Source organism: Vogesella oryzae (assembly GCF_902829295.1).
Classification (GTDB): Bacteria; Pseudomonadota; Gammaproteobacteria; order Burkholderiales; family Chromobacteriaceae; genus Vogesella; species Vogesella oryzae.
Window position 1 is genome coordinate 145,609 of record NZ_CADEPL010000010.1, and the last position, 6,584, is coordinate 152,192.

General features: G+C 62.8%; 6 protein-coding genes. 5 read left to right on the forward strand and 1 reads right to left on the reverse strand.

Going from position 1 to position 6,584, the window contains the following annotated elements:
• Positions 1–43: 43 nt before the first annotated feature.
• From rsmB to HU218_RS04440, 5 genes are read left to right on the forward strand one after another with little or no spacing between them, the layout of a single operon-like run.
• Complete coding sequence (rsmB, locus tag HU218_RS04420) at positions 44–1,294, forward strand: 16S rRNA (cytosine(967)-C(5))-methyltransferase RsmB (protein WP_174873726.1); 1,251 nt, start codon at positions 44–46, stop codon at positions 1,292–1,294.
• Positions 1,254–1,856 (forward strand): DUF4390 domain-containing protein, encoded by a 603-nt coding sequence (locus HU218_RS04425; RefSeq protein ID WP_174873727.1) that lies wholly within the window; start codon positions 1,254–1,256, stop codon positions 1,854–1,856. The genes rsmB and HU218_RS04425 overlap by 41 nt, the downstream gene beginning before the upstream one ends.
• Entirely contained in the window at positions 1,856–3,967 is a 2,112-nt protein-coding gene (locus HU218_RS04430) for a sensor histidine kinase (protein WP_174873728.1), read from the forward strand. Before HU218_RS04425 ends, HU218_RS04430 begins: the two co-directional genes overlap by 1 nt.
• Positions 3,967–5,235 (forward strand): sigma-54-dependent transcriptional regulator, encoded by a 1,269-nt coding sequence (locus HU218_RS04435; protein ID WP_174873729.1) that lies wholly within the window; start codon positions 3,967–3,969, stop codon positions 5,233–5,235. The genes HU218_RS04430 and HU218_RS04435 overlap by 1 nt, the downstream gene beginning before the upstream one ends.
• Positions 5,236–5,284: 49 nt before the next feature.
• Entirely contained in the window at positions 5,285–6,064 is a 780-nt protein-coding gene (locus HU218_RS04440; RefSeq protein ID WP_174873730.1) for a HesA/MoeB/ThiF family protein, read from the forward strand.
• Positions 6,065–6,108: 44 nt separating this feature from the next.
• On the opposite strand, the gene HU218_RS04445 is transcribed toward HU218_RS04440, so the two are convergent.
• Positions 6,109–6,576 (reverse strand): TlpA family protein disulfide reductase, encoded by a 468-nt coding sequence (locus tag HU218_RS04445; protein WP_174873735.1) that lies wholly within the window; start codon positions 6,574–6,576, stop codon positions 6,109–6,111.
• Between the last annotated feature and the right edge of the window lie 8 nt (positions 6,577–6,584).

Consider the following 6,584-nt stretch of genomic DNA (forward strand, 5'->3'; position numbering starts at 1 on the left):
CCATCTGCGGGACGGTGGCCGGTTTTCTTGTTGGAACACATACATGCACCGTATCCAGGAACTGGCGGCCGGCCTGCTCGAGCGTATCGAGCAGGGGCGCACCCTGACCGAGGCGCTGGGTAATCTCCAGCGTAATCATGAGCTGACCCCCGCCGAGCGCGGCGCGTTGCAGGACATTGCCTATGGCAGCTTGCGCCGCCTGGGGCAGCTGCGTTTTGTGCTGCGCCAGCTGGTGCCGCGGCCGCTGCCGGCCGCCGAGATCGAGCGGCTGTTGCTGGTGGCGCTGTACCAGCTGTTGCACACCCGCGCCGCCGACTATGCGGTGGTCGATCAGGCGGTCAACGCGGCTGGCAAGCTGGCGGGCGGCAAGTTCAAGGGGCTGGTCAACGGCGTGCTGCGCAATGCCTTGCGTCAGCGCGAGCAGCTGTTGGCCGCCGCGCAGCGTGACAACGAGGCGCGCTACAACCATCCGCGCTGGTGGCTGCAACGCCTGCGTGCCGCCTATCCGGCGCAGTGGGCCGACATTCTGGACGAAAGCAATCGCCATCCGCCGATGACACTGCGGGTGAATGCCCGCCACGGCGATGCTGCTACATACGTTGCCGAGTTGGCCGCGCAGGGCATGGCGGCACGCGCGCTGGATAGTCACGCGGTGCTGCTGGAGGTGCCGTGCAATGTGCGCGAGCTGCCGGGTTTTGCCGACGGCCGCGTATCGGTGCAGGACTGGGGCGCGCAGCAGGCGGCGCGCTGGCTGGACGTGCAGGCTGGCATGAGGGTGCTGGATGCCTGTGCCGCACCCGGCGGCAAGAGTGGCCACCTGCTGGAGCTGGCGGATATCCGGCTGACGGCGCTGGATGTCGATGCCAGCCGCCTGACGCGGGTAGAGGAGAATCTGGCGCGGCTGGGGCTTGCGGCCAACGTGGTGGCCGCCGATGCCGCGCAACCGGGCAAGTGGTGGGACGGGCAGTTGTTCGACCGCATTCTTGCCGACGTGCCGTGCTCGGCCAGTGGCGTGGTACGCCGCCATCCGGACATCAAGTGGCTGCGTCGTCCTGCCGACTTTGCTGCCCTTGGGCAGCAGCAGGGATCGCTCAGCGATGCGCTGTGGCCGCTGCTCGCCGCCGGTGGCAAAATGCTGTACGCACCCTGCTCCATCATGCCGGAAGAGAACCGCCAGCAAGTGGATGCTTTCCTGACGCGTCATCCTGACGCCCAGCTATTACAAGACGAACAATTGCTGCCTACTCCGGAACATGACGGCTTCTACTACGCGCTGTTGGCAAAACGTCCTTAGCCTGCTGCTGTTGCTGGCGGCCTGCCTGTTGCCGGTTACGGCACAGGCGGCCGATGGCATCACGATGCTGCGCGCGCGCGCGGAGGTGGAAGAGCAGGCGCTGGCCATCTCCACCCGTTACCAGATTGTCTTGCCCGCTGCCTTGCAGGATGCGGTGCAGCAGGGCGTACCGCTGACCTTCCGCCTGACTTTCGAGCTGACCCATCCGCGCAGCAGTGCCTACTGGCTGCGTCTCAAGCATTTCTTCGAGCCGACTGCCAGTATCAGTTTCAAGTTGATGTACTACCGGCTGACCAATCGCTACCGGGTGGCAATCGGTGGCCTGGCCAACAATTACAGCACCCTGCAGGAAGCGATCGCCGCGGTCGGCAGTATTGCCGGCTGGCGGGGGCTGGATGTGGCGGAATGGGACGAGAGCGATCGCAAACTGCTGCGTGGGCGTGTGCAGCTGGAGCTGGATATCGGGCAGCTGCCGCGGCCGTTCCAGCTCAATGCCCTGGGCACCAGTGACTGGTCGCTGGAGTCGCCCTGGTCGCAGGTTGCCGTCGAGGGGGGTAACTGATGCGCTATCCCGCCATTGCCGCCGCGCTGGGCGTGGTACTGATGTACCTGCTGGCGATTTCTACCGGCAATACTTCCAAGCTGGCCGAATACTACTGGTGGGTGTTCGGCCTCAATGCGCTGGGACTGGCCGGTCTGGTCGGCGTGGTGGTGCGGCAGGTGCTGCGCCTGCGCCGGCGGGTAAAGAGTCGCGAGTTCGGTGCCAAGTTGACCCAGAAAATGGTGGTGGTGTTCACCGTGGTGGCCTTGCTGCCGGGCATGCTGGTGTTCACCGTATCGGCGCAGTTCCTGACCCGCAGTATCGAGAGCTGGTTCAATGTGCAGGTGGAGACCGCGCTGGATCGTGGCCTGGAGCTGGGGCGCAATGCGCTGGGCTATGTACTGAACGACCTGTCGCGCAAGGCACGGGTGGTATCCAACGATATTGCCGACCAGAGCGCGTATGAACTCACCAGCCGGCTGGCGCGTTTGCGTGAACAGCTGGGGGTGGAAGAGGTCGCGATCTATACCCGCCAGGGCAAGCTGGTGAGCTTTGCCGGGCCGGACGAGGTGCGCTACCTGCCGCGGGCACCGGACTACGAGCTGCTGCGCTCGCTGCAGGGGCGCAAAGCGCACGAGAGCATCGACAACGACGCGCAGAGTGGCCTGCTGCTCAAGGTGCTGCTGCCATACCGCAGTTATGCGACCGACGAGACGCTGGTGCTGCAGGTGATCCAGCCGGCTCCGGCGCAGATTGCCCGTGATGCCGAGCTGATCGAGGAAGCCCGCACCGATTACCGCCAGCTGGTACTGGCGCGCGACGGGCTGAAAACCTTCTACATGCTGACGCTGGCGCTGGTGTTCCTGCTGGCGTTGACGGCGGCGCTGGCGTTTGCGCTCTTCATTTCCGAACGGCTGTCGGCGCCGCTGTCGGAGTTGGCCGCAGGTACCCGTGCGGTGGCACAGGGCGATTATTCCAAGCGTCATCCGGTATACCGCAAGGACGAGTTGGGCATCCTCACCACCATGTTCAACCGCATGACGCAGCAGCTGGACGAGGCGCGCCATGCCGCGGACGAGAACCGTCGGCTGTTGGAAGCCGGCAAGCTGTATCTGGAAAGTATCCTTGCCAACCTGTCTGCCGGCGTAGTGGCGTTCGACAGCAACTGGAACCTGCGTGCCGCGAATACCAGTGCCGGCCGTATTCTTGGCGTCAATTTCGAAGAGCTGGCCACAGAGGAATTGCAGGTCTGGCCGGTGCTGCGCCCAGAGCTGACGCCGCTGGTGGATACCATCCTGCGCGAAGCGGCCAACGTCAATCCCCATGACTGGCAGCAACAGATCGATTACAGCGGTGCCAATGGCCAGCGTCAGCTGGTGGTGCGCGGAGCGGTACTGCCGGAGCGCTCGGGTACTGGCTATGTGGTGGTATTCGATGATATTTCCGAGCTGGGGCGAGCGCAGCGTGATGCCGCCTGGGGTGAGGTCGCCAAGCGGCTGGCGCATGAAATCCGCAATCCGCTGACGCCGATCCAGCTCTCGGCCGAACGGCTGGCGATGAAGCTGGCGGACAAGCTGGAAGGCGCCGATGCCGAGATGCTGCGCCGTGCCACCGATACCATCATCAAGCAGGTCACCGCGCTGAAAGGCATGGTCGATGCGTTCCGCGATTATGCGCGCGCACCGCGCACCAAACTCGGTCCGCTGGAGCTTAACACCCTGATTCGAGAGGTGTTGACGCTGTACGAAAGCAACCCGGCACTACGGGTAGAGCTGTGCGCGGAGCCGCTGCGGGTAATGGGTGATGCGGCGCTGCTGCGCCAGGTTCTGCACAATCTTCTGCAGAATGCACAAGATGCAGTCCTTGACGCTGACATCCCGATGATTCACATTAGCAGCCGACTAGAAGGAAGGAACGCGCTCGTCTGTGTACAGGACAACGGCGCAGGGTTCAGTGCAGACATACTGCACCGGGCCTTTGAGCCTTACGTTACCAGTAAGGCCAAGGGCACCGGGTTGGGCCTTGCGGTGGTGAAAAAGATAGTGGAGGAGCACCACGGTCAGGTTCAACTGGCCAATGGAGACAGCGGCGGCGCGCGGATCCTTCTCACCCTGCCAATGCTGGAGGCTTAATGCGAAGCAGCGATATTCTGATTGTTGATGACGAAATCGGTATCCGGGAGTTGCTCTCGGAGATCCTGCAGGACGAAGGTTTTACCGTAGCAGTTGCCGAAAACGCCGAAGTGGCCCGCCAGTTGCGCAGCCAGACCCGGCCGGCGCTGGTACTGCTGGATATCTGGATGCCGGACTGTGACGGCGTCACCCTGCTCAAGGAGTGGGCCAAGTCCGGGCTGTTGAACATGCCGGTAGTGATGATGTCCGGTCATGCCAGCATCGATACGGCAGTCGAGGCCACCCGCATCGGTGCCTTCGATTTCCTGGAAAAGCCGATTGCGCTGCAGAAGCTGCTGTCTACCGTGCAACGGGCACTCAAGTACGGCGACATGCAGGCCAACACTTCGCTCAACCTGGACAAGCTGGGTAAGAGTGCACCGATCCAGGAGCTGAAACGCCAGCTGGATCGTGTTTCCAAAGTGAAGTCGCCTGTGCTGCTCACCGGCGAGCCCGGTGTCGGCTTCGAGCTGGTGGCGCGCTTCTTCCATCATGGCAACATGCCGTGGGTGATGCCCGCCAAGCTGGAGCAGTTGGCCGATGCGCCGCTGGAACTGCTGCAGAAAGCCAATAATGGCGTGCTGTTCCTGCCGGATATCGGCCAGTACAGCCGTCGTACCCAGCAGGGCCTGCTGTTCCTGCTGTCCAAGCTCGATCGCTTCAACGTGCGGCTGGTTTGTTCCTGCAGCCGTCCGTTGCAGGAGCTGCTGGTGGACCCTGAGTGCGACAACCGCATGCTCACCGCGCTGTCCAGTGTCATCGTGCCGATTCCGCCGCTGCGCGAGCATGCCGAAGACATCATCTTCATTGCCGAGCAGATCCTGCACGAGCTGGTGGAGTCCAAGCAGATTCCGGCGCGCAAGCTGACGACGGCCGCGCTGAACGCGATGCGCCAGTATGACTGGCCGGGTAACCTGGAACAGCTGCGCAGCATCATCAAGAGTCTGGGCCTGACCACCGAGGCAGAAGAGATTGACGCCGCCGAGGTAAACAAGGTGCTGGCCCAATTCCGCCACGAGAAACCGGTGGAGGAAACCGGTTTCGATTTCAATCTGCCATTGCGCGAGTTGCGCGAACAGCTGGAGCGCCGCTATTTCGAGTACCACATCGTGCTCGAGAACGGCAATATGAGCCGGGTAGCGCAGAAGGTCGGGCTGGAACGTACCCACTTGTACCGCAAGCTCAAGCAGCTGGGCGTGAAATTCAGTCGCAAGACCGCCGAAGAGTAAACGGCGTAACAACTGACGGGACGGCCGCCTTGGCGGCCGTTTTTGCATCATGAGCAAAGAACTGGATGACGCAGCCTTGCTGCGCTATAGCCGGCACATCCTGCTGCCGGAGATCGACGTAGAGGGACAGCAGCGGCTGATGGCCGCCAGGGTACTGGTGGTGGGTGCCGGCGGACTGGGCGCACCGGCGCTGCTGTATCTGGCCAGTGCCGGTGTCGGCCAGCTGACGCTGGTGGATGACGATACGGTGGAGTTGACCAATCTGCAGCGCCAGATCATTCACGACATGACGACGCTGGGGCGGCAAAAAGTGGCATCCGCGGCCACACGGCTGGCAGCGATCAATCCGGAAGTGCAGTTGCGGCTACTTGCCGAGCGCTTACAGGGCGACAAGTTGGCCGCAGAGGTCGCGGCACATGATCTGGTACTGGATTGTTCCGACAACTTTGGCACCCGTCACGCCATCAATCGTGCCTGTGTGGTGGCCGGGGTGCCGCTGGTATCCGGCGCGGCGGTGCGCTTTTCCGGGCAACTGGCGGTCTACGATACGCGTGATGGCGCCTCACCCTGCTATCACTGTCTGTTTCCGGAAGAGGGCGAGGCAAGCGATGGGCCGTGTGCCACGTTCGGCGTGCTGGCACCGCTGGTGGGGGTGATCGGCAGTCTGCAGGCCGTAGAGGCGATCAAACTGCTGGCGGGACTGCGGCCAACCCTGGGGCAGCTGACGCTGTACGACGCGCTGGATGGCAGCTTCCGCCAGCTGAAGGTACCGCGTGACCCGGACTGCCCGGTGTGTGCGCAGCGGCCGTCATCGTTGGCCGCCACATGAAAAAAGCCGCTTTCCATGGAAAGCGGCTTTTTTGTACGCCTGGATCAGGCCTTGAGGTTCTGCTCAATCAACTGGTGCAGCTCGGCAAAGTCCGGCTCACCGACAAAACGTTTGACGATATTGCCCTGCTTGTCGATCAGGATCGAGGTCGGCGTCAGCTGGATATCGCCAAAGGCCTTGGCAATGCTGCCCTGGCTGTCCAGTGCCACAAAGAACGGCAGCTTCTTGTCGTTGACATAGCTTTGCACGTAGTTTGGCGGATCATAGCTCATGGCCACCGCCACGGTCTGGAAGCCCTGTGCCGCGTACTTCTGCTGCGTTGCGACCAGCTTGGGCATTTCCGCCATGCAGCCGCTGCAGCTGGTGGCCCAGAAGTTCACCAGCACCACCTTGCCCTTCAGGCTGTCGGTGCTGGCCTGCTGACCGCTCAGGCTGGTGTATTGCACGCCGGGTGCGCTGTCGGTGAAACAGCCGCTTAACGCCAGCGTGGCGCCAAGCGCGGCAATGATCAGGGCTTTGT